The 25,296-nt window shown below is 38.8% G+C and carries 21 protein-coding genes and 1 tRNA gene; 15 read left to right on the top strand and 7 right to left on the bottom strand.

The window, feature by feature from the left end:
- Positions 1–631 precede the first annotated feature (631 nt).
- From A3Q33_RS00665 to A3Q33_RS00655, 4 genes are all read right to left on the bottom strand, one after another.
- Positions 632–1,408, bottom strand: a complete 777-nt coding sequence (locus tag A3Q33_RS00665) for an MbnP family protein (protein WP_081177957.1) — start codon at positions 1,406–1,408, stop codon at positions 632–634.
- Positions 1,401–1,658, bottom strand: coding sequence for a hypothetical protein (locus tag A3Q33_RS20700; RefSeq protein WP_196798026.1), 258 nt, complete (start codon positions 1,656–1,658; stop codon positions 1,401–1,403). Before A3Q33_RS20700 ends, A3Q33_RS00665 begins: the two co-directional genes overlap by 8 nt.
- 110 nt (positions 1,659–1,768) lie before the next feature.
- Positions 1,769–2,524, bottom strand: coding sequence for a cytochrome-c peroxidase (locus tag A3Q33_RS00660; RefSeq protein WP_196798025.1), 756 nt, complete (start codon positions 2,522–2,524; stop codon positions 1,769–1,771).
- Between the two features lie 5 nt (positions 2,525–2,529).
- On the bottom strand, positions 2,530–3,903 hold the full coding sequence (locus A3Q33_RS00655; RefSeq protein WP_081177955.1) for a hypothetical protein: 1,374 nt from the start codon (positions 3,901–3,903) through the stop codon (positions 2,530–2,532).
- Positions 3,904–4,247: 344 nt separating this feature from the next.
- Between A3Q33_RS00655 and A3Q33_RS00650 the strand changes: the two genes are divergently transcribed.
- The 7 genes from A3Q33_RS00650 to greA all read left to right on the top strand — a co-directional run bounded on the left by A3Q33_RS00650 (position 4,248) and on the right by greA (position 12,779).
- The gene (locus A3Q33_RS00650; RefSeq protein ID WP_081177953.1) at positions 4,248–5,237 is read left to right on the top strand and encodes a ketopantoate reductase family protein; all 990 of its coding nucleotides are present in this window, start codon (positions 4,248–4,250) and stop codon (positions 5,235–5,237) included.
- Positions 5,238–5,393: 156 nt separating this feature from the next.
- Positions 5,394–6,017: a BamJ family beta-barrel-assembly machinery protein gene (gene bamJ, locus A3Q33_RS00645; protein WP_081177951.1), complete on the top strand. Its 624-nt coding sequence runs from the start codon at positions 5,394–5,396 to the stop codon at positions 6,015–6,017.
- A gap of 144 nt (positions 6,018–6,161) precedes the next feature.
- Positions 6,162–6,626: a DUF6841 family protein gene (locus A3Q33_RS00640; protein WP_081177949.1), complete on the top strand. Its 465-nt coding sequence runs from the start codon at positions 6,162–6,164 to the stop codon at positions 6,624–6,626.
- A gap of 12 nt (positions 6,627–6,638) precedes the next feature.
- Positions 6,639–7,445, top strand: coding sequence for a 4-hydroxy-tetrahydrodipicolinate reductase (gene dapB / locus A3Q33_RS00635; protein ID WP_081177948.1), 807 nt, complete (start codon positions 6,639–6,641; stop codon positions 7,443–7,445).
- A gap of 300 nt (positions 7,446–7,745) precedes the next feature.
- Positions 7,746–8,891 carry a glutamine-hydrolyzing carbamoyl-phosphate synthase small subunit gene (gene carA, locus A3Q33_RS00630; RefSeq protein ID WP_081177947.1) on the top strand — a complete coding sequence of 382 codons (1,146 nt, stop codon included), beginning with the start codon at positions 7,746–7,748 and terminating at the stop codon, positions 8,889–8,891.
- Between the two features lie 29 nt (positions 8,892–8,920).
- Positions 8,921–12,139: a carbamoyl-phosphate synthase large subunit gene (carB, locus tag A3Q33_RS00625; protein ID WP_081177946.1), complete on the top strand. Its 3,219-nt coding sequence runs from the start codon at positions 8,921–8,923 to the stop codon at positions 12,137–12,139.
- Between the two features lie 163 nt (positions 12,140–12,302).
- The gene (gene greA, locus A3Q33_RS00620) at positions 12,303–12,779 is read left to right on the top strand and encodes a transcription elongation factor GreA (protein WP_081149866.1); all 477 of its coding nucleotides are present in this window, start codon (positions 12,303–12,305) and stop codon (positions 12,777–12,779) included.
- Between the two features lie 86 nt (positions 12,780–12,865).
- Here the strand turns inward: greA and A3Q33_RS00615 are convergent, their stop codons facing one another.
- Together A3Q33_RS00615 and yhbY are read right to left on the bottom strand one after the other, a co-directional pair.
- On the bottom strand, positions 12,866–13,210 hold the full coding sequence (locus tag A3Q33_RS00615) for a rhodanese-like domain-containing protein (protein ID WP_081177945.1): 345 nt from the start codon (positions 13,208–13,210) through the stop codon (positions 12,866–12,868).
- 243 nt (positions 13,211–13,453) lie between these two features.
- Positions 13,454–13,750: a ribosome assembly RNA-binding protein YhbY gene (yhbY, locus tag A3Q33_RS00610; protein WP_081177944.1), complete on the bottom strand. Its 297-nt coding sequence runs from the start codon at positions 13,748–13,750 to the stop codon at positions 13,454–13,456.
- 268 nt (positions 13,751–14,018) lie between these two features.
- Between yhbY and rlmE the strand changes: the two genes are divergently transcribed.
- The 8 genes from rlmE to A3Q33_RS00570 all read left to right on the top strand — a co-directional run bounded on the left by rlmE (position 14,019) and on the right by A3Q33_RS00570 (position 21,935).
- A complete protein-coding gene (gene rlmE / locus A3Q33_RS00605; RefSeq protein WP_081177943.1) occupies positions 14,019–14,648 on the top strand; it encodes a 23S rRNA (uridine(2552)-2'-O)-methyltransferase RlmE in 630 nt (209 codons plus the stop codon).
- Positions 14,649–14,706: 58 nt separating this feature from the next.
- Positions 14,707–16,677, top strand: coding sequence for an ATP-dependent zinc metalloprotease FtsH (gene ftsH, locus A3Q33_RS00600; protein ID WP_081177942.1), 1,971 nt, complete (start codon positions 14,707–14,709; stop codon positions 16,675–16,677).
- Between the two features lie 202 nt (positions 16,678–16,879).
- On the top strand, positions 16,880–17,659 hold the full coding sequence (gene folP / locus A3Q33_RS00595; protein ID WP_081182130.1) for a dihydropteroate synthase: 780 nt from the start codon (positions 16,880–16,882) through the stop codon (positions 17,657–17,659).
- A 75-nt stretch (positions 17,660–17,734) separates the two neighbouring features.
- Entirely contained in the window at positions 17,735–19,072 is a 1,338-nt protein-coding gene (glmM, locus tag A3Q33_RS00590; protein WP_081177941.1) for a phosphoglucosamine mutase, read from the top strand.
- A 125-nt stretch (positions 19,073–19,197) separates the two neighbouring features.
- Positions 19,198–19,968, top strand: a complete 771-nt coding sequence (tpiA, locus tag A3Q33_RS00585; protein WP_081177940.1) for a triose-phosphate isomerase — start codon at positions 19,198–19,200, stop codon at positions 19,966–19,968.
- A 4-nt stretch (positions 19,969–19,972) separates the two neighbouring features.
- The gene (gene secG / locus A3Q33_RS00580; RefSeq protein ID WP_196798088.1) at positions 19,973–20,365 is read left to right on the top strand and encodes a preprotein translocase subunit SecG; all 393 of its coding nucleotides are present in this window, start codon (positions 19,973–19,975) and stop codon (positions 20,363–20,365) included.
- A 10-nt stretch (positions 20,366–20,375) separates the two neighbouring features.
- Positions 20,376–20,460, top strand: a tRNA-Leu gene (locus A3Q33_RS00575).
- A 602-nt stretch (positions 20,461–21,062) separates the two neighbouring features.
- Positions 21,063–21,935, top strand: coding sequence for a carboxylate/amino acid/amine transporter (locus tag A3Q33_RS00570; RefSeq protein ID WP_081177938.1), 873 nt, complete (start codon positions 21,063–21,065; stop codon positions 21,933–21,935).
- Positions 21,936–22,442: 507 nt separating this feature from the next.
- Here the strand turns inward: A3Q33_RS00570 and prsT are convergent.
- Complete coding sequence (prsT, locus tag A3Q33_RS00565; RefSeq protein ID WP_081177937.1) at positions 22,443–25,208, bottom strand: XrtA/PEP-CTERM system TPR-repeat protein PrsT; 2,766 nt, start codon at positions 25,206–25,208, stop codon at positions 22,443–22,445.
- Positions 25,209–25,296 lie beyond the last annotated feature (88 nt).

Here is a 25,296-nt window from a genome sequence, read left to right as displayed (position 1 = left end):
TTTGGATTGTTGAGTTAGACATGTTAATTCCCTTTCTTCCTGTTGTAGTTGATTTTATATTTGTTCTTTTAAACATAGTGACCCTTAATATTTTATATAATATTTTCTTAAATAAATGTTTTACATTCTTATTGGTAGTTGGCAAATAATACTATTCGGGCAATTGCTCAACTAGTGGTCATAATCCCACGGTAAGATTTTCTCGTCAACCAGTTTGTTCGAAAAACGTGCGTAATTTACAATAAAATTTTATTTAGTCTTTAAATTCAGTTATTTATTGTCTTTGTTTTATTTCGGTTAAGCTGCGTTGATAGCTTTTTTAGTGTGAAGTTCATTGTTTTTACCTTTAAATGACTAAATGGGGAGGTCGTTTTTTAATCTAATGATGAGAGTGAATGAGAGTGAATTAGTGAAAATAATTCTAAATGATATTTTTTAGCAGGCTTTGATCATGGTTAATCGTCAGGGACTGTATTTTGGACTGTTATATTTAATGCCAGTTTAAGTTAGCTTTATTCGAATAATAGTTATCTTCAGTCTACTTACGAGTGGATGTTTTTAAGTCGAGTCTGTTGTTATTTGAGTTAAAAACAATCTTCTCTTTAGGGATATTTATTTTAAAAGATGAGAATTACAACATACTGATAAAGTCTTGAAAGCCTATTGCGATGGCTTTTACATCTCTAGGAGAGAATTTCACATGAGACATTTCAGACATATCAATATATTCAATGTCTTGCTTTGATTCTTGTTTTTTCAACGATTTGGCCTTTTTACTTGATTTTTGAAACAAACGGCGAAGATCAATGTTGAAATTAATGACGCCATTTTTTACATTTATTTCAGGCGTAATGTCAAAATTGAGTTCAGTATAACTGTCGTCAAAGCCAATATGATAAACCAGTGGCAGTTGGCTTTCCCTTAATGCAAGTGTGCCTTCTACTAGTAAAAACTTATAACCCACTTGCCAATTCCAAGCCATTCTACTATTGGGATCTAAATCGCCTGAAAACAAAATAGCGCCATTTGCTTTGGGGTCAATACCAATGCCAAGTGATAGCTTCCTGAGGTTTTGTATTTTGATGCTAGGGATAACAATTTGGTCGAACGTGCTGTCGCCATCAAACCTCACAAGATGATAGCTCTCTTCTTCGTTAATAGTATTATTGGGAAACGCTAAGGTAATATTGCTGATAAATAATTGGAAATCTCTTATGGTAAATTCACCGTCACCGCCAGGATTTTTATAGCTTTGGTTATTTAAAACTAAAGGTTTATCGCCTACGTAGGGATGAAACCGTAACGTTAAGTCTTGCGGTAGAGTGCGGTGCCAAGCTATAGCGACAACTAGCGTAGCTGCCAATATTAGCGTACAAAAAACCAAGGTAAGTTTATTTGATTTAGTCATCGTTATTTTCTGCTATAAAAGGGTTTGAAAAAGCACGGTTAGCTAAGAATTTTTCATCGGTTAACGTATGCAAAAATGCGATGATGGCGGTTATTTCATTATCATTGAGGTTTAAGCTAATGTGATCGTTTTGTGTTTTGGCAATATTATTTGCTTCAATAATTAATGGGCTGAGCGTTTTACTGCGCCTAATACCACCATTGTAGTGTGCTAAAACCTCCTGCAAAGTCGCAAAACGTCCATCATGCATATACGGAGATGTAACGGCTATATTGCGTAATGTTGGAGCTTTGAATAAGCCTCGATGCGCTTCATTTTGTGTTAACGTAAATAAGCCAGGTTGTAATGTTTGATCATCATCTAAGCCATTATTGCTAAAGCCATCAAACGCAGTGCCAAAGCCGCTAGTGAGAAATTGGCTATGACAATCGATGCAATTCCCCCGCGTAATACCACTTTGGTATCAGGATGAGCCATGAAAAGCTTACGGCCTTGTTCTTCATTGGCGGTAAGGGATATTTCACCACGTAAATATTGGTCGTATCGTGAATTAGCTGAAATCAATGTGCGCTGAAAATTAGCTAACGCTTTCGCTATGTTTTGTTGGCTTACATTCCCAAAAGCCTGTTTAAATAGCTTGTTGTAAGTCTCATCATTATTTAAATCCACGATTAGTGATTCTATATTATGCGCCATTTCATCAACATGGGTGATCGGATGAATTGCTTGCTCTTCTAACGATGAAACACGACCATCCCAGAAAAAATGTCTGGGTCCCCACATTAAATTCACTAAGCTCATGGCGTTGAAATCAAGGGGGATTCCAGACACACCTACTGATGTTTTTAAACCGTCAGTAAAAGCCAGTGCTTGCTTATGACAGGTCGCGCAAGACACTTTATTATTGCTAGACAAAATTGGATCGTAAAAAAGTCTTCTGCCAAGTCGTACTGATTCTTGGGTTAAAGGATTATTTTCTGGTACGGAAAAACGGCCAAAAACAAAAGGTGCGGTGAATTCGACGAGGTGAGTGGCCGGCTTTTTATCTTGTAGAGTGTAAACAGTTGACGCTATCAATAAAACAGCGGTAGCGACAACTATTATGGCGATTTTCATGACGATTAATGATGGTGCGTAAAGCCTGAGCCAAATAATGCTTCGATATTATCGATACCTTTTTTGTACTTTTCTTTGAAGTTTATTTCGCCAAGTCTTTCTCCTGTAATAAGGTCATGTACGGTGACCGAGTGGTGGTTTAGTTTCACGAGAAAATCTACGTCGGTCGGGTCATTGTCTTTAGCATCGCCTAAATTTAATAAATTGTTTTGCACGGCAATAAGCTTGCGACCAGCAGCCGTTTTATAAAATATCATATGGTGCGCGCCGCTTTCTGCTTTTATATCTGCACCGGTTGATACCAAATTGGGCAGCTGTTTTAAATCGTAGCGTTTGACGATACCGGGCACACCATGGCTGATAAATAACTCATCCTCATTACCATAAAACTCTAACGGTACGGCGGTGCCTGCTGTTGCTCCGTCGTATAACTTTTCAGGTGTACTGAATGTTTTGGTTTGCTCATTGAAAGGTACTCTCCAGGTTTCAAAACCGAGTAAGGTGTTAACCAAAATAGCCGGCTCGACGCCTTCGACAATACTGGGTCGCACAAATAGCACTTCGACAGGCGACGATGGCAGTCCAACAGGCTTGGCATCTTCAATGACAATGGTTTCTATTGGTTCTAAAGTATTTAAGTCGATAATGGTGATGCTATTGCCAATTTCTGTGGCAATAGCGGGGTGAGTAGAAGATGTTACTACCATTCTATCGCCATATGCTGAAATACCATGCGGGAACATGATATAAGGCTGACCGGCGGCTACTTGAGACTTTCTTGCTTCGATAATTTTAATGACTTCGTTGGTTTGGGCGTTGAATACGCCGACCGAACCTGTGTCAATTTGAGTTAAATCAGAGCCGCCCATAAAGGTAACGAACATCGTTAGCTCACCATTGACGTTATGCCACATAATATCTTCTCCGACATTTTGGCCATTGGTATTCAGACATTCGAAATGACTAATCACCGGCTCAGCTTTTGCGTTTCTCACCAAGTCAATTTCAGCTAAGCTGCATTGTGAACCCAGCCCTGTCGCATATAAACGTCCATTAGGGCTGTAATAAAGGTGGTGCATAGGCGCATCAAGTTTGGGGAGGGCGTAGTCATAAAGTATATTGCCGAAATTGGCCGAGTCAGGATCCATATCAATAATAGCGATGCTATCGGTAGTACCTAAGGTTGGTAGGCCGCTAAGCAATACCATTGCTTGAGTTTCCTCAATGTTAGTCGCACTATTCTTTGAAGATGCTTGTTCTATATTAGCTTTACTACTCGTTTCAGTTTTATCAATTGTTGCCGTGCTTGATGTTTTGCTGGCGTCGCCACAAGCACTAAATAAAAGTATGGCTAAGGTAATTAATATTACTTTGCTCATGATAATGTCCCTTTAATTATTTGTTTGTATTATATTTTCGAACAAACTCATAAAAACAGATAAACATTACTACATACTCTTTACTGCTATTAAAGTGGTCATTTAAATTGCTATTAAACGTATGTCTGTTTTTCTAATACTAGCTATGTTCTTGCTAATTTGATGTCGCTGTTTCATCTATATAGGTGAAACGGTTGTGTATAACCTACAAGTTTAGTTGAAATCATGAGTATCACAAATGGTGGTAATTGTTGTTTTGACCCTGTATTACCTTGAAGCGTCTGATCATTTGCGTATCTTCATGATAAACTTCTAACTAATTTATTGGACTAAAAGGAAGAGTGATGCATTTTGTTATTGTTGGTTGCGGTGCTGTTGGAGGTTATTTTGGTGGCCGTTTAGCGCAGCACGGCGAAAATGTTACGTTTGTCGCCCGAGGCGAGCAATTTAAAACCATGCAAACAACGGGGTTAACTATCAATAGTATAGAAGGTGATGTAGAGCTAAATAATGTTAATGTGGTTAATGGTGAAAGCTTAACGAAAAATAGCTTAGCAACACCTGCCGATGTTATATTTCTCTGTGTAAAGTCATATCAATTACCCGCAGCTCTTGAACAAATAAAGCCATTAATAGTAAGTCATACCCGTGTAATACCTTTATTAAATGGTGTTAATGCTGCAGATATTATGCAAGCACAATGCATTGCACGAGAAAATATTATTGGCGGTTTAGCAAAGATTATTGCCGAGAAAACAGCTACTGGAGTGATCAGTCATACAGGCGCAAAACCGCATATCACTTTAGGTGCCTTTATTTATAAATCCACAGAAGATAGTAGCACTGTAAAAGCGAGCGAGCAGGGCGCCGCGTTGCAAGCTGAAGATACTGAACGGCTAAGTGCCATAGCCAAACGCTTGAAATTAGCCGGTATTAGCGTAGGGGTAACTAGTGATATAGAACTGGCGTTATGGCGAAAGTATATACTTGTTGCTGCCTGGGGAGCTTTAGCCTCTGCGAGACAACTAAATTTAGGCGAAATACGTTCACAAAGTCATATCGCATTTTTATTAGAGCGCATTGTTAATGAATATGCGGATATTGCGCGTAAATCTGGCGTAAACCTTGGCGATAAGCATATCAAAGAAACATTGAGCTTTTTATCACGCTTACCCGACAGTAGCGAAACCTCAATGCAACGAGATTTGGCTGCGGGGAGTAATTCTGAGTTTGATGTTTTAGTGGCTTATCCTATGATGCTAGTGAAGGAATTTAATTTATCAGCCCCTGTGTTAACGCAGTGTTATCAGAAAATAACTGAGAGTTCACAGTAACGCTTAAAGATTGCAAGCCATGAACTGTCAAGGCCAGTTAAAGATGAAAAATTTATAATAAATAACAAATACACCACTGCTAACACTTCAGAGGGCGTTAAATTTATGCTATTGTATCGCGAATTTTTATCGTATCAATTAAGTGAAGATTAAATAATGTCAGAAAATAAACTTGAAACAATCGAACAACGCGTAAGTTATGGTGTAGGTCGTCAACTAGGTGACCAACTTCGTAACAATCCTTTTAAAGACTTTGACGTATCTGCTGTACAAGCTGGTTTAGCTGATGCGATTGCGAATACTGAAAGCCAAGTATCTGATGAAGATTTAAATGAAGCTTTTGGTATTGTATCTAAAAAGATGCAAGAACTTGAGCAAGCTGAAGCTAAAGAAAAGTCAGCTGAAGGCGAAGCTTTCTTAGTAGAAAATGCAAAACGTGATGAAGTAACAACCACTGAATCAGGTTTACAGTATGAAGTCATTGCAACAGGTGAAGGCGCTACGCCAACAGCTGCTAGCACAGTACGTGTGCATTACCATGGTACATTCATCAATGGCGATATCTTTGATAGCTCTGTTGACCGTGGTCAACCTGCAGAATTCCCAGTAGGCGGTGTTATTGCTGGTTGGACTGAAGCATTACAATTAATGACTGAAGGTTCAAAATGGCGCTTATATGTGCCTTACAGCTTAGCTTACGGTGAGCGTGGCTCGCAAGGTGCAATTCCTCCGTACGCAACGTTGGTATTCGACGTTGAGTTATTAGCGGTTGTTAGCTAATTATTCTATTTTTTAAAAGCCCTCAGTTGAGGGCTTTTTTATAAGCTTAATTTAAAATATATATAATAAAGTCTGTGCTATACCACGTTAGAATGATGGATTATTTATTTCAATTGGTATTATAGCCTTAGGTATTAATAAGTTATGTACAAAATAGCTATCGAACAGTTCTTTCAGCACTATATAAAGGCGTTTCATCAGCAAAATATGGTAGATACGCAAGCTTGCTATCAGTTGCCTTGTACTTTGCACACGCCCGATAGCGTTGTTTTAATTGATAGCGATAAAGTTTTTAAACGAGAGTTCTTAGATATATTTACAATACTTAGTCATGCAGATATAAAGCGTTTCGTTGCATTAAAAGCAAGTTTTAGTGTGTTAAGCGAAAATCTGCTACTTACTTGTATTGATTGGCAGTTTATTGGTCCTAAAGATGAAGTTTTTACTGATTTTTCAGCTTTTTATCACTTAGCGTTGAGTGAAGGACAATGGCGAATTTTTAATGTGGTGTCACAAGAGCTTAGCCAATCAGTTGATTTAGATACCGCTTTTGATATTGCTTATAATACAGCTGATGCTGATATTACCCCTTATAACATTACACAGTAGGAAGAAGTTGCTATGAAAGTGAAAGTAGCCATTTTAGGATGTAGCGGGCGCATGGGCCGCAATTTAATACAAGCGGCAATAGAGCACAAATCTGTTGAGCTTGTCGGTGGTAGTGTTCGTGTTGGTTCATCATTTGAAAATTTCGATTTAGGCGAAATCGCTGGTATCGGTGCTATCGGTCAAAAAACAACAACTGACTATCAAGAACTATTAGCAGCTGATGTGTTAATTGATTTTACGTCAATTGAAGCCACGCTTGAGCATATCGAATGGTGTCAGCAACACAATAAAGCCTTAGTCATTGGCACCACGGGTTTTTCAGATCAACAAGTAGAAACCCTTAAAGTTGCAGGTAAGAATATACCGGTTATTTTGGCACCTAATACGAGTGTTGGCGTAAATTTATTGTTTAAGTTGCTTGAAATTACGGCCAAAGCGATCGGCGACCATACTGATATAGAAATTTTTGAGGCGCATCACAGATTTAAAAAAGATGCACCATCAGGTACCGCCGTTAAAATGGGCCAAGTAATTGCCGATACATTAGGGCGTGACCTTAATGAAGTCGCAGTATATGGCAGAGAAGGTATTACAGAAGAGCGCAGCCGAGAAACTATAGGCTTTGCCACAGTGCGTGCTGGCGATATCGTTGGTGAACATACTGCTTATTTTGCAGATATTGGTGAACGGTTAGAATTAACCCATAAAGCAAGTTCGAGAATGACTTTTGCTTTAGGCGCAATGCGAGCGGCTTTCTGGTTAAGTGAAGCCGAACCGGGCTTTTATGATATGCAAGATGTATTGGGTTTAAAAGATTAACGCAGCCACATTATTAAATACAAACCTGACTAAATGGTTAGTATTTACGGGGGCTGTTTATAGAAAAGTGTTGTTTTTGACGTCTTTACAGCAATAACGTCAAAAACAGAGAGTTTTTACAATTATTACTAGACGAAAGAAGCTTACAAGCGTAAAATAAGTGGATTTTGTCAAAAATTTACTGTTCATGACGAACTGGCATAGGTTTTTGGCATTTTTTGTGCGTATCGCTTTTATCGTTAATGGTTAAATTCTTAGTTGTTTTACCATTAATTTTCTTTCTTCTTAACGGAGGTTACATTGACTAAATCTGCCATTTTAGTGCTTGAAGACGGCACTGTATTTAAGGGCACCGCTATCGGTGCAGAAGGGGCGGCTGTTGGTGAAGTTGTTTTCAATACTTCAATGACTGGCTACCAAGAAATTCTGACAGATCCCTCTTATGCAGAGCAAATTGTTACCCTTACATATCCACATATAGGTAACACAGGTACCAATAGCGAAGATGAAGAATCTAGCACTATTTGGGCAAAAGGTTTAGTAATTCGTGACTTACCGCTATTAGCAAGTAATTTTCGCAATGAGCAAAGTTTAGACGACTACCTAAAAGCAAAAAACATTCTAGGTATTGCCGATATAGACACCCGTAAACTTACACGTATTTTACGTGAAAAAGGTGCACAAAATGGCTGCATAATAGCGGGTGACTTTGCTGATGTAAGTGTCGAAGCAGCTAAGGCGCTAGCGCAAGCACAAGCTTTTCCTGGCCTTAAAGGTATGGACTTAGCAAAAGTTGTTTCTACTAAAGAAGCATACCAATGGACAGAAGGCAGTTGGCAGCTAGGAAAAGGCCATGTTACACCTGAAAAATCAGTGTTTCATGTCGTTGCATACGATTTTGGTGCTAAACGTAATATTTTACGCATGTTAGTCGACCGCGGTTGTAAATTAACTGTGGTACCAGCAGAAACGTCTGCTGAAGAAGTATTAGCGATGAACCCAGATGGTATTTTCCTATCAAATGGCCCAGGTGACCCAGAGCCATGTGACTATGCTATTACCGCAATTAAAAAATTCTTAACAACAGATATCCCTGTTTTTGGTATCTGTTTAGGCCATCAATTATTAGGCTTAGCCAGTGGCGCTAAAACCATTAAAATGAAGTTTGGGCATCATGGTGGTAACCATCCAGTGAAAGGCTTTGAGCGCAATGTTGTGATGATCACCGCACAAAATCACGGTTTTGCTGTTGATGAAGATAGTTTGCCTGAAAATTTAAAAGTGACGCACACTTCATTATTCGATGGTTCAATCCAAGGTATACATCGTACAGACAAGCCTGCTTTTAGTTTTCAAGGTCATCCTGAAGCGAGCCCTGGTCCAACAGATGCAGCACCATTGTTCGATCATTTTATCGACTTAATCGTTGCTTCGAAAAAAGCTTAGCCCCTAGACAAGAGAAGAGAGAATAGAAAATGCCAAAACGTACTGACTTAAAAAGTATCTTGATCTTAGGCGCGGGACCGATCGTTATTGGTCAAGCATGTGAATTTGATTATTCCGGAGCACAAGCTTGTAAAGCGCTGCGCGAAGAAGGTTACCGAGTTATATTAGTTAACTCGAACCCAGCAACAATAATGACCGACCCTGAAATGGCTGATGCAACCTATATTGAGCCTATTCACTGGGAAGTTGTACGCAAAATCATCGAAAAAGAACGTCCTTGTGCGGTACTGCCGACGATGGGCGGCCAAACTGCATTAAACTGTGCGTTAGAGCTTGAAGCTAAAGGTGTATTAAAAGAATTTAATGTTGAAATGATTGGTGCTACGGCTGATGCAATAGATAAAGCCGAAGATCGTAGTCGTTTCGACAAAGCAATGAAAGCCATTGGCCTAGAAACGCCGCGCGCTGAAATTGTTCACACTATTGCAGAAGCACACGCAGCGAGCAAAAAATTAGGTTTCCCTTGTATTATTCGTCCATCGTTCACTATGGGTGGCTCGGGTGGCGGTATTGCTTATAACCGCGAAGAATTTGATGAAATTTGTACACGTGGTTTAGATCTTTCTCCTACTTCTGAATTATTGATTGATGAATCTTTGATCGGCTGGAAAGAATATGAAATGGAAGTGGTTCGCGACAAAAATGATAACTGTATCATTATCTGTTCGATTGAAAACTTCGACCCTATGGGCATTCATACCGGTGACTCAATTACCGTAGCACCAGCCCAAACATTAACCGATAAAGAATACCAAATCATGCGTAATGCATCGATTGCCGTTTTACGTGAAATTGGTGTTGAAACGGGTGGTTCAAACGTTCAGTTTGGTATTTGTCCTGATACCGGTCGTATGGTGATTATTGAGATGAACCCTCGTGTTTCTCGCTCATCTGCACTTGCATCTAAAGCAACGGGTTTCCCAATCGCTAAAATTGCAGCAAAATTGGCTGTAGGTTACACCTTAGATGAATTAACTAATGATATTACGGGCGGCGCAACACCGGCTTCTTTTGAACCGACTATCGATTACGTGGTAACAAAAATCCCTCGTTTCAACTTTGAAAAGTTTGCTGGCTGTGAAGACAGATTAACGACCCAAATGAAATCAGTGGGTGAAGTTATGGCGATTGGTCGTAACCAGCAAGAATCATTACAAAAAGCATTGCGCGGCCTAGAAGTTGGCGTTAATGGTTTTGACCCTATGGTTGATGTAACGCAACCTGGTGCTAAAACTAAAATTATGCATGAATTGCAAGAAGCGGGTTCTGACCGAATTTGGTATATCGCTGATGCTTTCCGTTTAGGCTTGTCGGTTGATGATATTTACCGTTTGACTAAAATTGACCGTTGGTTCTTAGTACAAATTGAAGATATTGTATTAGAAGAAGCAAAAGTTGCTGATGGCGGTTTGAAAGTATTGAGCCCTGTTTATTTACGTAAATTAAAGCGTAAAGGTTTTGCTGATTCACGTTTAGCCGATTTAATTGGTGTTGCTGAAGCTGAAGTACGTAAAAAACGTCATAATGCAGGTATTTTCCCCGTTTACAAACGTGTTGATACTTGTGCGGCAGAATTTAGTTCTGACACAGCGTACATGTACTCTACGTATGATGAAGAATGTGAAGCAAACCCGACAGACAAAGAATCAATTATGATCTTAGGTGGCGGTCCAAACCGTATCGGCCAAGGTATCGAATTTGATTATTGTTGTGTACATGCAGCGTTAGCCTTACGCGAAGACGGTTATGAAACCATTATGGTTAACTGTAACCCTGAAACAGTTTCAACAGATTATGATACCTCAGACCGTTTATATTTTGAGTCAATTACCTTTGAAGATGTACTTGAAATTGTGCGCATTGAAAAGCCAAAAGGCGTTATTGTGCAATATGGTGGTCAAACGCCGCTTAAATTAGCCCGTGCTTTAGAAGCTGCAGGTGTACCCATTATTGGTACGTCTCCAGATGCCATTGACCGTGCAGAAGACAGAGAACGCTTTCAACAAGCCGTAGACCGTTTAGGTTTATTACAACCTGACAATGCTACCGTTACCTCAATTGATGAAGCCATGGCGAAAGCCGAAGCGATTGGTTTCCCATTAGTGGTTCGCCCATCTTATGTTTTAGGTGGTCGCGCAATGGAAATCGTGTATGACTTAGATGACTTACGTCGTTACATGACTGATGCTGTTAATGTATCGAACGACTCACCGGTATTGCTTGATCATTTCCTTGATGATGCGATTGAAGTTGATATTGATGTGGTTTGTGACGGTACAGATGTGGTTGTTGGCGGCATTATGCAACACATTGAACAAGCAGGTGTACACTCAGGTGACTCAGCATGTTCATTACCAGCCTATAGCTTAAGCCAAGAAGTACAAGATGTCATGCGCAAGCAAGTGACTGATTTAGCGTTTGAATTAGGTGTTGTTGGTCTAATGAATACGCAAATGGCAGTAAAAGACGGCAAAGTTTATATCATTGAAGTAAACCCTCGTGCAGCTCGTACTATACCGTTTGTATCGAAAGCCACTGCGGTACCTTTAGCGAAAATAGGTGCTCGCGTAATGGCGGGCAAATCACTGAAAGAGCAAGGGATTACCAAAGAAGTTATTCCTCCGTATTTCTCTGTGAAAGAAGTGGTTATTCCGTTTAACAAATTCCATGGTAGTGACCCGTTAGTTGGACCAGAAATGCGTTCAACTGGTGAAGTTATGGGCGTAGGTGATACGTTTGAAGAAGCTTACGCAAAAGCTAACTTAGGTGCGGGCGTATCTGTACCCAAAGATGGTCGCGCGTTAATTTCAGTTCGCCATAGCGATAAAGGTCGTGTCGTTGAACTAGGCAAACAAATGGTTGCTTTAGGTTACGAGCTTGATGCGACACACGGTACTGCGGTTATACTTGGAGAAGCTAATATCCCTTGTCGCTTAGTCAATAAAGTACACGAAGGTCGTCCACATATTCTTGATAGAATTAAGAATGGTGAGTACACCTACATTATTAACACGACAGAAGGCCGTAAGGCGATTGAAGATTCTAAAGTGTTACGTGGTGGTGCTTTACGTTACAAAGTCGCATATACTACAACTCTGAACGCTGCATTTGCCGCCTGTCAATCACATGCTGCAGATGATCGTAATATCGTAACCTCAATACAAGAGTTACATAAACGTTGTGTATAAACAGCTTAGGAATGAATTTGCTCACTGTATGAGTGCGTAATAAAGCCTCATAAAAGCGTAAATTCATGTTAAGTTTTATATAAGCGAATTATTTTCAAAAGGTGGTTGCCTACGACTAGTCGTATAGGTAAGCCGCCTTTCTTGTTAGAAAAAGAAGAGTAAAATGACAAAATATCCAATGACACTGTTAGGTGCTGAGCAATTAAAAGAAGAACTCAGAATTTTAAAAACCGAAAAACGTCCGCGTATAGTCAAAGATATTGCTACGGCTCGTGAGCATGGCGATTTAAAAGAAAACGCAGAGTACCATGCAGCTAAAGAAGAGCAAGGTTTCTGCGAAGGCCGCATTCAAGACATTGAAGGCAGACTATGTAACGCACAAGTTATTGATATAACTGCAATACCTAATCGTGGCAAGGTCATATTCGGTACAACAGTAAAATTGCTAAATCTTGATACTGATGTTGAAGTAACTTACCAAATTGTTGGAGACGATGAAGCCGACTTTAAAACCGGACGTATTTCATTAAACTCACCGATTGCTCGTGGTTTAATTGGTAAAGAAGTTGATACTGAGATAGAAATTACCACACCAGGTGGCGTAGTTGAATATGAGATTATCGCGGTAGAACATATTTAATCACTAAATTACGTTAACCCTAAGCGTACTTAATCTCGTGTTAAGCGCTTAAGGTTATTAAGCCAGTAGCGTTAATTAATTTTACGTTACTGGTTTTTTTGTGCCTGACAAACGTCGTCATGCGGGCTGCTTATAGCTTTAACATTTTTATAGCCAATACGTTGCAGTTGCTCTGCGGCTAATGCTGCTCGGCCACCTGAAGCGCAATGAACATAGATTTCCATTTCAGCTTCTGTGCAGTGTTCAGCAATATTCATTTCTAATACACCCCGTGGAATCGTTATTGAGTTTTCTACCGGAGAGGCAGAAGACTCTGCAAGTTCTCTAACATCAATAAAAGTCGCATTTTTGCTTTTAAATGCTTCTGCTGCACTAACACAGTTAACCGATTTTTTTGCTTGTTCGACTAATTCAGGGACAGTTAAAATCATTCCAAAACCTTTTAGTAATTTATGTAAGGGTGACTATACTATGCCAAGCATAATTCAATGTATATTAGTTTTCACTAATGTAAGAGTGGATTAATATAGCTCTGGCTTAGGAAAAATATAAAACGTTGGGTACAAAAAAAGGGCTAAAGCCCTTTTTTAAATTACCCAAGTGTTTAATTAAATATTCCCCACAGAATAACGCAGCAAAACTTTGTTATTCTGTGGGTATCAGAATATAACTAATTAAACTTTTGGAATACGAATTTTCTTTTCTTCCGTTTGACGGAAAATAACTAAGGTTTTACCGATCACCTGTACTTTAGTTGAATTTGTTTCACGACAAATAGCTTCAACAATAAGTGCTTTCGTTTCACGATCATCCGTAGGGATTTTAATCTTAATTAATTCATGATGATTTAAAGCGTAGTCGATTTCTGCTACTACCGCTTCTGTAAGGCCGTTGTTACCTAGCATTACAACGGGTTTAAGGCTATGTGCAAGGCCTTTTAAATACTGTATTTGTTTATTATTTAAGTTCATTAACAATTTTCGTTACAAGTTAGCTTGAATTATAGCTATTTTACCTCCATCTAGTTTGTAATACTAATATTGTTTGCAAACTGTCAGCTTTTTACCGTACTTTTAATCATTATTTCGGTTAAAATCAACAGAATAATTCTCGCTAGGTGATGAATTCACTAGCCTAATAGGTATAATGTAGCCTTAGCGCTTTTTAGTGATAAATAAAGTAAACAATTAACCTAGATACCAATAATATTTTAATAGCATAAATATATAAGTGGATTGAATGAGTAAGAATAAAGTCAGTGTCAGTAGTGCTCGTTGGCTAAAAGAGCACTTTGATGATGAATATGTAAAAAAAGCACAACGATTGGGCCTGCGCTCACGTGCTGTTTTTAAAATTGAAGAGATAAACAATAAAGATAAATTAATCAAGCCTGGTATGAAGGTGGTTGATTTAGGTGCGGCTCCTGGCGGTTGGTCTGAATACGCCACGAAAGTGGTTGGTGATAGCGGGCAAGTTGTTGCATGTGACATTTTAGCGATGGACCCTATTGCAGGTGTGGATTTTCTGCAAGGTGACTTTCGCGAAGAAGCCGTATTAAATGCTTTATTAACTCGAATTAATGGTAAAAATATCGATGTTGTTATGTCTGACATGGCAGCAAACTTTACCGGTAATGACGCTGCAGACGCGGCGCGCAGCATGTATTTAGTGGAATTAGCGCTAGATATGTGTAATCAGGTGTTAAAGAAAGATGGCGCTTTTGTAGTGAAAGTGTTTCAAGGAGAGGGCTTTGAGCAATTTATTAAAGATGCTAGAGCCGCATTTAAAACCGTTAGGACTCGCAAGCCTGAATCGTCACGTGCTCGTTCACGTGAAGTTTATCTTGTGGCGACCGGCTTTAAATTGTAGTAAATTAGGTGGAATTATTTCATCGCACCATTTTGAACATTAGCAAGAGGTCATTAAGTTGAGCGATATGGCGAAAAATCTTATTTTATGGTTAGTTATTGCAGTTGTACTAATGTCTGTTTTCCAAAGTTTTACCCCTGGAAGCGGCAAAGAACAACAAGTGGATTACACACAATTTGTCCAAGACGTACGTCAAGGGCAAATTCGAGAAGTAGACGTTGATAGAAACGGCGTTATTAATGGTATTAAACGTAGCGGCGAAAACTTTGTTACTGTTATTCCAGGTGGCTATGATCGTGATTTAATCAACGATTTAGTTAAGCAAGGTGTTAACGCATCAGGTGAGTTACCAGAAGAACCTAGTTTCTTAATGACTATTTTTGTCTCTTGGTTCCCAATGATATTGCTGATTGGTGTATGGATATTCTTCATGCGTCAAATGCAAGGTGGGGGCGGTAAAGGCGCGATGAGCTTCGGCAAATCAAAAGCGCGTTTGTTAGGCGAAGATCAAATTAAAACCACTTTTGCTGATGTCGCTGGTTGTGACGAAGCAAAAGAAGAAGTGTCGGAATTAGTTGATTACTTAAAAGACCCATCACGTTTTCAAAAACTAGGTGGACGTATTCCATCAGGTGTTTTGATGGTTGGTCAGCCAGGTACCGGTAAAACTTTATTAGCAAAAGCGATTGCTGGTGAAGCAAAAGTGCCTTTCTTCACAATTTCTGGTTCAGATTTTGTTGAGATGTTTGTGGGTGTTGGTGCATCGCGTGTTCGTGACATGTTCGAACAAGCGAAAAAAGCGGCACCATGTATTATCTTTATCGATGAAATTGATGCAGTAGGTCGCCAACGTGGCGCAGGTATGGGTGGTGGTCACGATGAACGTGAACAAACGCTTAACCAAATGCTCGTTGAGATGGATGGCTTTGAAGGTAATGAAGGCGTTATTGTTATTGCTGCTACTAACCGTCCTGACGTATTAGATCCAGCATTATTACGTCCTGGTCGTTTTGACCGTCAAGTAACGGTTGGTTTACCTGATATTCGTGGCCGTGAACAAATTCTTAAAGTACATATGCGTAAAGTACCTTTAGGCGATGATGTTAAAGCATCAGTTATTGCTCGTGGTACCCCTGGATTTTCAGGTGCAGACTTAGCTAACTTAGTGAACGAAGCCGCTTTATTTGCTGCACGTTCAGCACGTCGTGTTGTTGGTATGGCAGAATTTGAAAAAGCTAAAGACAAAATCATGATGGGCTCTGAACGTCGTTCTATGGTAATGACTGAGTCAGAAAAAGAAATGACGGCTTATCATGAAGCAGGACACGCAATTGTTGGCCGTTTAGTGCCTGATCATGACCCTGTTTATAAAGTAAGTATTATGCCGCGTGGCCGTGCGTTAGGTGTCACTATGTACTTACCTGAGCAAGATCGTTTTAGCCACAGCAAGCAACATCTAGAAAGTAACATTTCATCTTTATACGGTGGTCGTATTGCTGAAGAAATGATTTACGGTTTTGAAAAAGTGTCAACAGGTGCTTCAAACGATATTGAACGTGCAACACAACTTGCTCGTAAAATGGTTACACAGTGGGGCTTTTCTCAAAAAATGGGTCCTATGCTATTTGCTGAAGAAGAAGGTGAAGTATTCTTAGGAAGAACATCGTCTAAATCGTTGAATATGTCTGATGAAACGGCTCGTGCTATCGATGAAGAAATTAAAGAATTTGTTAATCGTAACTATGACCGTGCAGCAACTATTTTAAAAGAAAACGAAGACATCTTACATGCAATGAAAGACGCTTTAATGGAATATGAAACCATTGATGCATTGCAAGTTGATGATTTAATGAATCGTACTAAAGTTCGTCCACCGGCAGATTTTGACGCTAGGGACTCTGGCAATAAGTCAGACAATAATACAGATTCTAGTAAACCATCGGCTGAAAAAGATGAAGAAGCAAAGGATTCAAAGGATTCTACAGAGTCTAAAAGCTCAACGGATAATTCTGATATTCCAGCTTCATAGTTGATACAGTAAATACTTAAAGCCTCAACGGATTAAATCAGCAGATTTGATCCTTATTGAGGCTTTATTATTTTAACTTTTTAAAACGGCTCAATTGTTTCAGAAGTTAAAATAATAAAGAACACGTTATATAAAAGAGAATGCAGTGCTTAACCAACTTATTTGTCCTACCTCAGCATTAGATTTATCAACACCACAGGTGATGGGGATTCTAAATGTTACCCCTGATTCATTTTCAGATGGTGGCAAGTTTGCTGGTTTTGAAAATGCACTAGAACAAGTTCAACGCATGATTAGTGATGGTGCCACCATTATTGATATCGGCGGCGAGTCTACTCGACCTGGTGCAGCAGACGTTAGCGAAGCGGATGAATTAGCTCGTGTTATTCCGGTATTAAAAGCCATTAAAAAACGTTTCAATATAGTAGTATCAATTGATACTAGCAAAGCCGCAGTGATGAGTGCTGCCATAGCTGCTGGTGCTGATATTATTAATGATGTGCGAGCTTTACAAAATGACGGATGTTTAACCGCGGTTGCAAACAGTAATATTCCCGTTTGTTTAATGCACATGCAAGGCTTACCGAGAACCATGCAAAAAAGCCCAAGCTATGATGATGTAATTACAGATATTATCGAGTTTTTTCAGCAACGCATTGATGCTTGCGTTAGCGCAGGCATAGCCCGAGAACGAATAATAATAGACCCTGGTTTTGGTTTTGGCAAAACACTAGAGCAAAATTTTCATTTACTGGCAAACTTGTCAAAGTTTAATCAATTAGATTTACCCATTCTTGCTGGATTGTCGCGAAAGTCTATGATCGGCAACTTATTAAGTCGAGATGTTGAGCAACGCTTAGCGGGCAGTTTAAGTACTGCAATGCTTGCCGCTCAGCAAGGAGCACACATAATTCGCGTTCACGATGTTCAAGAAACCGTGGACGTATTAAAAGTATTAAAAGCTGTAACGGATAATCGCTAAATAGCGAAATTAAATCAGTTACGTTAATTATTAAAAATAGCTAATAAAAGAACAGTTAGTACAAGGGAGATAATAATGTCACAGAGAAGATATTTTGGTACCGATGGAATTCGAGGCTTAGTAGGCCAATACCCAATTACCCCAGAATTTGTTATGAAATTAGGTTATGCCGCAGGTAGAGTATTAGCGGCACAAGGCACTAAGAAAGTATTGATCGGCAAAGACACACGTATTTCAGGCTACATGTTAGAGTCGGCATTAGAAGCAGGCTTCTCTGCGGCTGGTATTGATATAGGATTGTTAGGGCCAATGCCAACGCCTGGTATTGCTTATTTAACGAAAACTTTTCGTGCTGAAGCCGGCATCGTCATAAGTGCCTCGCACAATCCGTTTTACGATAATGGCATTAAATTTTTCTCTCAAGACGGACAAAAGTTACCCGATGATGTTGAACTAGCCATTGAAGCAGAATTAGATAAAGAGATGAGTTGTGTTGAGTCTGCTCATTTAGGTAAAGCAACGCGTATTGCCGATGCTGCAGGACGATATATTGAGTTTTGTAAAAGTAACTTTCCAAGTCAATACTCTTTAAAAGGTATGAAGATAGTGGTTGATTGTGCACATGGCGCAACATATCACATCGCACCAAACGTTTTTAGAGAGTTAGGCGCTGAGGTTATAGAAATAGGCACCTCGCCTAATGGTACTAATATAAACCACGAATGTGGTGCAACGTCGATGGCCGCAATTAGTGCTGCTGTTGTTGAGCACCAAGCTGATTTAGGTGTTGCACTTGACGGTGATGGCGATCGCTTAATGATGGTTGACCATACCGGTTATGTTATAGACGGCGATGAAAGTGTTTATGTTATCGCTTGTAATGACCTACAAAATGGCAGTATTGATGGCGGTGTCGTTGGCACACTAATGAGCAATATGGGCTTAGAACTTGCGCTTGCGGATATGGACGTACCTTTTGTTCGCAGTAAAGTGGGTGATCGCTACGTAATGGAAATGCTTAAGCAAAAAGGCTGGAAATTAGGTGCAGAAAACTCAGGGCATGTAATCAACTTAAACCATACATCTACCGGTGATGGCATTATTGCTGCGTTAAATGTTTTAACCGCAATTTGTAATTCAGGTAAAACATTATTTGAATTGCGCCAAGGTATGACTAAATTACCGCAAGTATTAGTGAACGTAAGGTTCTCTGGTGGCACTGATCCGTTAACTAACGCTGAAGTTGTGGCTTCAGTTGACCGAGTCAATGAAAAACTCACCGGCCGTGGTCGAGTTTTATTAAGAAAATCAGGTACTGAGCCTTTGATCCGCGTCATGGTTGAAGGTCCAGAACATGATGAAGTTACCGCCTTAGCAAATGAAATTGCTGACGCTGTGAAACAAGCTTGTTAGGGAAAAAGTTCGATTGATTTTAAAGTCGAATGAATAATGAGCAATTAAACATGATATTGCGTGAAATACTTGTATCTTGTCGACAGGTTAGTTAATATCTCGCCGCTTTGATTTAGGAATGAAAAATGAATAGACTTTCGATAGTTGCAGCAAACTGGAAAATGAATGGCAGTTTGGCTTTAGTCAACTCAATGGTTTCAGAGTTAAAGAACGTAACGTTAAATGAAAATGTTGAAGTAGTTGTTTGTCCTAGTTTTCCTTACTTAGCGGCATTTAGTTTAGCAAGCGCTAATGTAAATTTGTCAAAAGCATTTAATTTAGGTGCTCAAAACTTAAATGAATATGCTAACGGTGCATTTACCGGCGAAGTATCAACGTCAATGTTACAAGAAGTTGGTGTTAGTTACGTCATAGTAGGGCATTCTGAACGTCGAAGTATTTATAAAGAATCAAGTGTGTTAGTTGCACATAAAGTTAAAGCAGCATTATCGGCCGGGCTTAAACCTATTTTATGTATAGGTGAAAGTGAAGACGAACGTGTAGCAGAACAAACCGAAGTTGTTTTAGCGGCGCAATTACAGCCCGTTATAGATGAAATAGGTATTGAAAATTTTAAAAATGTTGTTATTGCGTACGAGCCTGTTTGGGCGATAGGTACTGGAAAAACAGCATCGCCAGAAATGGCACAAGCAACCCATCAATTTATACGCGAATTTATCGCCAAAGTTGATGAAAACGTCGCAGTTAAATTACCGTTGTTGTATGGTGGCAGTGTTAATGCGACTAACTGTGAAGAATTATTTGCACAAGCTGATATCGATGGTGGATTAATCGGCGGTGCTAGTTTAAAAGCCGAAGAATTTAAAATAATTTGTTCGGCAGCAAAGGGAAAATAAAATGTTGTATCAAGTGTTAATTGTAGTGTATTTGATCGTTGCTTTATGTTTAATTGGTTTAGTGCTAATTCAACAAGGTAAGGGTGCTGATATGGGCGCATCATTCGGCGCTGGTTCATCAGCCACTATTTTTGGTTCAAGTGGTTCTGGTAACTTCTTAACTAAATCGACAACTTACTTAGCTATAGCATTTTTTGCCATCAGCTTAGTATTAGGTAACTTAACGGCAAATCGTGTTAAAGCTACCGACGAGTGGAATAATATTGACGCTCCTGCTGGACAAGTTGCTCCAGCAACAGATGCTATCCCTGGTGATAACGTTGTACCGAAAGCTGAAAATGCTGATGTACCTGCAAGCGATGCAGCTGCAGAAAAAGGTACTGACGTACCAAACTAGTCCTACTTTAGCAGATGTGGCGGAATTGGTAGACGCGCCAGCTTGAGGGGCTGGTGACTTAGGTCGTGGGGGTTCGAGTCCCCCCATCTGCACCAAATACAGGTTCGATAAGAACCGATAAAGGCCGGAAGCTCTTAATTATAAAGAGCTTCCGGTTTTTTTATGCCTGTAATGTTCTGAAATACACTTGTAGTGTCTTAAGTTTTTGGTAACACTGTTGGAAATATTGAAGTGTTTTTATTAAATGGGTGTTATACCAAATGTAATAAGTTATTGACCAATTTTAAGCGAGGATAAATTGTTCAAGAATACATGTTTATTGTTCCAGACTAAACATAAGTACCTGCATCCCTGCAGGCAAGGCGTTTGATTGATTAGGGCATGGATGCCCGTAAGTAGAACAATGCAGGAGCAATTGTCGAGTAATAGCGGGCGTGTGTGATTGAAAACAACGCAGTTATTGACGATTTAAACCGCCTTGAAATGAACGATTATTTATTTCAATTGGTATAATGGGCCTAGAACGTCATTAATTAACCGCGATGCATTTACTGACAATATTGCTTCGTTTAAATGAATTTACGCCTTGTGATAAATTATTGCTATAAATAGCGCAGTATCGCCGTTCTTTTATATTTACCCGAATTAGAGAAGTCGGTAAACTCATCGGCACTTTATCTATCTGGAACTTGCTCTTATGCCACTGCTTATTGCCGTCACTTTAATGTGGGCGTTTTCTTTTAGCTTGATTGGTGTATATCTTGCTGGGCAGGTCGATGCTTGGTTTTCGGTATTGATGCGCGTAGCGCTTGCTACAGCGATTTTTTTGCCATTTTTAAAGCTACGTCAAATCGAAATAAAAGTTGCTTTAGCACTGATGGTCTGCGGGGCATTTCAGTTAGGTATCATGTATGGCTTTTATTACCAATCTTTTTTATACCTTTCAGTACCTGAAGTTTTACTCTTTACCGTCATGACGCCAATCTACATCACGCTGCTTAATGATTTACTTGATCGCCGTATTAATATTGGCTTTATCTTCAGTGCCCTATTAGCAGTCATTGGCGCAATTACCATTCGCTATCAGGGCATAGACGAAGGTTTTTTAAAAGGCTTATTAATTGTTCAAGGGGCAAATTTATGTTTCGCCGCAGGGCAGGTTGGCTATAAACGCACCATGGCAAAGCAGCGCACAGATTTACCACAGCGCACGGTATTTGGTTGGTTTTTTATTGGCGCCTTAGCGGTGGTTATTCCGTGTTACCTGCTACTTGGCAACCCAGATAAACTCCCAACCACCACGCTGCAGTGGTCAATTTTGGCATACTTAGGCTTGGTTGCTTCGGGCATTGGCTATTTTGCTTGGAACAAGGGCGCAACACAAGTAAGCGTAGGCACACTAGCGGTTGCCAATAACTTGTTAATTCCTGCGGGGATTGCAGTAAATGTAATTTTTTGGAACCGCGATGCCGATATTTTTCGACTTGCGCTAGGTGCTGCCATTATCTTATTAGCCTTGGTGGTGAATGATAAATTTAATCAAAAAATTCACCGAAGTAAAATAAGTTAATGATGAAAAATTGATTTAACTGGGTAGCAAATTCATAACCGTAAAAGTTAATCAAATTAATTCATTGTTTTGGATCTGTACTGAAATTTCAGGCATGTTGAGGGTTGTTATTTAGCGTGGGTGTCCCCGTTAATACCTCCCAGTTAATACCAGCTAATAAGTTTATACTTTTATAGATATTTCAATAACGATGAAACAATGATTGATTGGTTATTGAGGGTGTTGGTTTTAAGATATTTTGACAGGTATTCACCCATGACTTATTAGGCAGTTACTTGAGGTGCTATAAGAGCAATTAATCCCTATTATTTGCTGATAAAACTGAATAGGAGTGTATTGGTATGCGATTGTATTTATTTGGTTTAAAATTAGCTTTAAAGCGCTTTAAAAATATTGCATAGCTCGGAGAGCGAACGTAAAGTCAGCTAAATTTTTTTTATTTAAATAAAAAAGCGAAGTGTTAATACAACTTCGCTTTTTTTAAAACTATTATCAGAGATAAATACGCTATTTCATACCATCGATTAATACTTGGGCATCATCTCGCTCGTAAAAGTTAATATCACTAGCAAGCGCACGCTTCAATTCCATTTTTGCTTCAACAGTTCTACCAAGCTTAAGTAATGTATAACCTAAATGATAGTTAATGGCGGGGTCATTTGAGTTCATGGTGTGGGCACGTCTAAGGTTGGTTAAAGCCTCTGTAAACTTGCCATTCAAAGCTTGAATCCAGCCGAAAGTATCGAGAATAGCGGCAGATGTATCATCGAGTGTTAATGCTTCCAGGGCATATTTTTCGGCTAAAACCAGATCTTCTTTTAAATAGATATTTGCTAAATTATTTAACACCAATGGCTTATTTGGTAATTCTTCTACTTCTTTTAAAATATCATAATGCACTTTAGTGTTTGCTATATCACCAGTATTTAAATAATGATCTGCTAAAAGATTACGCATAAAATGAAAGTTTTCGTTTTTGGTCAAAATTTCATTGGTGAGACTTTTAAATGCTTCATGACCAAAACCTAATGTTGTCATTTTGTACAATTTTACTAATGCTTGAGTAAAATTATTATCTAATGAAAGCGCAGCTGCATATTTTTCACTGGCCTGAGTTAACATTTTTTGTTGTAATAACAAATCACCACGAACTAATAAAACATAAGGGTTGTTTGCATAAGCTTTTTCAATAGAAACAAGTTTGGTATTTGCTAGCTCTAGCAAATTCAATTGCATATCTAACTTAATTAATTGTAATTGTATCAATAAGTTTTCAGGGGCTAATGTAAGTGCGGTTTTTAATACGGCTTGCGCTTTTAAAGGCTCATTAGCTCTGGAATATAATTGGCTTATTTCATAAAATTCTCTTGGACCTTCTACTATTCCTTCAAGTATTTCGATTTGCTTTCCAGCCTGCTTTGTATCTTTAATCGCTAAATATATTTCTATTTTTTGTTTTATATATTGAGGGTTTAAAAACACTAACTTATTGAGGTTGTCTAATTCGTTTAGTGCTGATTCATAGTCACCTTGTTGCATATAAATATCGGCTAAAACTTCAGAGGCTTTGATGTTAGTTTTACTCGCGCGTGTTAATTTAGTCAGCTTATCTATGGCAAGGGCGGTATTGCCCATATCTCGATCAATTTTAGCGTCTAGAATAATTAAGGGAGCAAATGCTGACTGTGTTTCTAACAGCTTTGTTATAATAACTTTAGCCGCTTCCAATTCACCGAGTGCAGCTTTAGCGTTGGCTATATTAAAAAGACTATTAAAGTCTCCTGGTTTAATTGATAGCACTTGTTCAAATGTTTTAACCGCGGGGCTCCATTGCTGCTGTTGTAATAACAACACACCTTTAAATGTTAAAAAATCGGAATTTAATGGTTCTACCTTTAAGAGCGAGTCGGCAATTTGATTAGCCTCTACTATTTTTTTATTGGCACGGTAAACAAGACCTTTCGTTAGTAAAAATGTAGCATTAAATTCTTTTGGCTGATGTTGCTCAAGTAAGGCAATCGCATTATCAAACTGTTCTATTTTTGATAAGTAATTTACTTTTGCGAGTATTAACGCCTGACTGTTTTGAAACTCGCCTTCAAGGCTTGTTATAAGTCGCTCAGCCTTATAAACCTTCTGATTGTTTAAATATAAATCTATCAGCTTTGTTGCTAATGGTAAGTTCTGAATAATCAATGCTTCTTTATCTTCGAGTAAATCAAGCGCTTTGTCTTGTTGGTTTTGACGCAAATAAATGTCGACTAACATTTCTATGGCTGCAAAATCTTGTGGTACATCTCTTAAATAAGCGATTAATTCTTTTTGCGCAACTTCAAAATCATTTTGTAAATATGCTGCAGCACCAGCGACGTAGGTAAGTGCTGCATTGGTATTTTTTTGTTCATCAGTATATAAAGTCAGCTTTTGGCTGATGTCTGCTAGCACTGCTTTTGCTTCATCAAACTTAGCGGTATTGGCTAATAGTTCGCTTTGTAGCAATTTAGCCATAGGATCGTCAGGGGTATTACTTAAAATTTTATCAACTAATAATAAAGCTTCGTCAAACCTACCTGCATTAGTGTAAGCATTAGCTAACGAACGCTGCACTATAGGGTCGTTATTATCAATGTTATAGGCGGTTTCGAAAGCATTTAAAGCACTTTCATTATCTTTTTTTCTTATGTATAGCTGGCCTTTAAGATGCCAGATTCTGCTTTGTTGAGGATATAAAGTGATGACCTGTTCAATCAATTTTTCTGCTGCGATGTAATTTTGTTGGTTTAATTCGAATGCGGCGAAAGAACCCAATGCTCGATCATTTGTAGGTGCTAGGCTTAGCGCAAGTTTAAAATATTTACGAGTTTCCTCTATGTTGTCTAGCGCACGATAAGCGTTAGCCGATAATAGATACCATGTAAGTTTGTTTTCGGTATTTAACGATTTACCTTTTCCTAAATCAATTACTTGTTGATACTCACGAGCGATCCTCAAGGCATTGCCCAACTCATTTAAGAATAAGTTGATATCAGCGCCTTCTACTAATGCTTCATTGAGTACCGCTATGCCATCACCAAAATATTGTTTATGCATTAATACTTTACCCATTAACACTTTCGCAGAAAGGTTATCAGGCTCGTCTTGCATAACGTTTTTTAAGTGAATATAAGCTTCTTCAATTTTATTGTTATTAAAAGCAGTCAGGGCTTTTTCAAAATTATTAGCGGCGGCTTTTAGCGAGCAGAAAAGTAGAATACTGATTAAGAATAAACGCATAGCAATCCAATGTTTAAATGGTGAATAAAATTTAATTAATTTAACTGCCGTGATTATTGCTTAATCTCGCCTAATCTAAAAGGAAAAT

The sequence above is a fragment of the Colwellia sp. PAMC 21821 genome, assembly GCF_002077175.1.
In the GTDB taxonomy this organism is placed as follows: domain Bacteria; phylum Pseudomonadota; class Gammaproteobacteria; order Enterobacterales; family Alteromonadaceae; genus Cognaticolwellia.
The sequence above is the reverse complement of the archived record's forward strand: the minus strand, read 5'-3'. Positions and strand labels throughout refer to the sequence as shown.

What these genes read in the sequence shown, in the direction of transcription:
- A3Q33_RS20700 (WP_196798026.1), bottom strand. Translation starts at nt 1,658, where the DNA reads ATGCATGATGGACGTTTTGCGACTTTGCAGGAGGTTTTAGCACACTAC.
- A3Q33_RS00655 (WP_081177955.1), bottom strand. Translation starts at nt 3,903, where the DNA reads ATGAGCAAAGTAATATTAATTACCTTAGCCATACTTTTATTTAGTGCT.
- glmM (WP_081177941.1), top strand. Translation starts at nt 17,735, where the DNA reads ATGTCACAGAGAAGATATTTTGGTACCGATGGAATTCGAGGCTTAGTA.
- A3Q33_RS00570 (WP_081177938.1), top strand. Translation starts at nt 21,063, where the DNA reads ATGCCACTGCTTATTGCCGTCACTTTAATGTGGGCGTTTTCTTTTAGC.
- dapB (WP_081177948.1), top strand. Translation starts at nt 6,639, where the DNA reads ATGAAAGTGAAAGTAGCCATTTTAGGATGTAGCGGGCGCATGGGCCGC.
- folP (WP_081182130.1), top strand. Translation starts at nt 16,880, where the DNA reads ATGGGGATTCTAAATGTTACCCCTGATTCATTTTCAGATGGTGGCAAG.
- A3Q33_RS00650 (WP_081177953.1), top strand. Translation starts at nt 4,248, where the DNA reads ATGCATTTTGTTATTGTTGGTTGCGGTGCTGTTGGAGGTTATTTTGGT.
- tpiA (WP_081177940.1), top strand. Translation starts at nt 19,198, where the DNA reads ATGAATAGACTTTCGATAGTTGCAGCAAACTGGAAAATGAATGGCAGT.
- A3Q33_RS00665 (WP_081177957.1), bottom strand. Translation starts at nt 1,408, where the DNA reads ATGACTAAATCAAATAAACTTACCTTGGTTTTTTGTACGCTAATATTG.
- yhbY (WP_081177944.1), bottom strand. Translation starts at nt 13,750, where the DNA reads ATGAACTTAAATAATAAACAAATACAGTATTTAAAAGGCCTTGCACAT.
- A3Q33_RS00615 (WP_081177945.1), bottom strand. Translation starts at nt 13,210, where the DNA reads ATGATTTTAACTGTCCCTGAATTAGTCGAACAAGCAAAAAAATCGGTT.
- carB (WP_081177946.1), top strand. Translation starts at nt 8,921, where the DNA reads ATGCCAAAACGTACTGACTTAAAAAGTATCTTGATCTTAGGCGCGGGA.
- greA (WP_081149866.1), top strand. Translation starts at nt 12,303, where the DNA reads ATGACAAAATATCCAATGACACTGTTAGGTGCTGAGCAATTAAAAGAA.
- A3Q33_RS00660 (WP_196798025.1), bottom strand. Translation starts at nt 2,524, where the DNA reads ATGAAAATCGCCATAATAGTTGTCGCTACCGCTGTTTTATTGATAGCG.
- bamJ (WP_081177951.1), top strand. Translation starts at nt 5,394, where the DNA reads ATGTCAGAAAATAAACTTGAAACAATCGAACAACGCGTAAGTTATGGT.
- A3Q33_RS00640 (WP_081177949.1), top strand. Translation starts at nt 6,162, where the DNA reads ATGTACAAAATAGCTATCGAACAGTTCTTTCAGCACTATATAAAGGCG.
- prsT (WP_081177937.1), bottom strand. Translation starts at nt 25,208, where the DNA reads ATGCGTTTATTCTTAATCAGTATTCTACTTTTCTGCTCGCTAAAAGCC.
- rlmE (WP_081177943.1), top strand. Translation starts at nt 14,019, where the DNA reads ATGAGTAAGAATAAAGTCAGTGTCAGTAGTGCTCGTTGGCTAAAAGAG.